At 36.9% G+C, this 1,055-nt stretch carries 1 protein-coding gene; it reads right to left on the minus strand.

Features of this window, described 5'->3' with window-relative positions; all coding sequences use genetic code 11:
• A partial coding sequence (locus tag TE34_RS09470) for an IS4 family transposase (RefSeq protein ID WP_053075034.1) occupies positions 1–1,055 on the minus strand: 1,055 nt, incomplete at both ends.

Below are 1,055 nucleotides of genomic sequence, written 5' to 3' on the forward strand. Positions count from 1 at the left end.
TCTTATACATATACGTTCTCATTAACCTTAGAAATGGCCATAGTTTCTTCTCTGTTTTCGTTTGTAATTGAAGGATTAAAGCTAGGCCATATGCAGCTAAGGCAAGGAACATTTGATTCCACATTCCTTGTGGCTTTGTACTCCAAATCTTAACCAAATTTAAGTGTTGTTTCACCCAGCGAAAAAAGGTCTCAATCGTCCATCGATAACGATAAAGGTCCATAATCTGTTGTCCAGATAAGTCCCATCGAGTTGTCATTAGTCGATAAATTTTATCTTCTTCATCTTTAAATTCTACCAAACGAATTGGCTCATCTGCATAGCTATATCGGACTTTTGCGTCACTAATAATCGCTGGATGATTATTTTCATATCTTTCAATAGGAACAGCTTTAATACTCTTCGAAATTCGAACGACAAACGAAATCCCTTGTTCTTGCCATGTCATCAGATTCTTCGTAGAAGGATATCCACGATCCATCAAGTAGGTTGCCCCATCTTCTTCTACGAGTAAATCTGGTGTTTCAAAGTCGCTGACATTACCTGTGGAAGGCACAATTTTGTCAGGGTAAGAGACATCTTCTGAAACAACCACAAGACGAGTGTGCATTTTTACTACGTTCCAACCTTTGGTAACATAAGCCCATTCACAAAGCTCTGGAGGAAGTTTAATATGTGTAGAATCAACAACCTTTAAAAGTCCAATTTCTGGACTTATTCCTTTATGTTCCTTCGTTAAATCCTGAATGATTTTTACCACTCTTTGAAATAACTCCTGTGTATATTCGGTAGGCAGAGTATTGATTCTACGACTAAGTTGGGAACCACTAATACTTGGAAGGTTGATAGAATTTCGAAATTCTGGGTTCGCACGAAGCCTTTCTTCCATATCCTCATAAGATTCCCACTTATCTAATTGAGCAGCCACAAATACTTTCATTAATGCGTCAACAGATAGTTTGTCATACTCATAGTTTAATAGAGGTGATGAAAAAACTTCTGTAGGTAAAACGGATAAACATTGACTAATTAACTGTTTATGACCTATACTTTTA

Origin of the sequence: Ornithinibacillus californiensis (assembly GCF_001038485.1) — a bacterium.
In the GTDB taxonomy this organism is placed as follows: domain Bacteria; phylum Bacillota; class Bacilli; order Bacillales; family Amphibacillaceae; genus Ornithinibacillus; species Ornithinibacillus californiensis.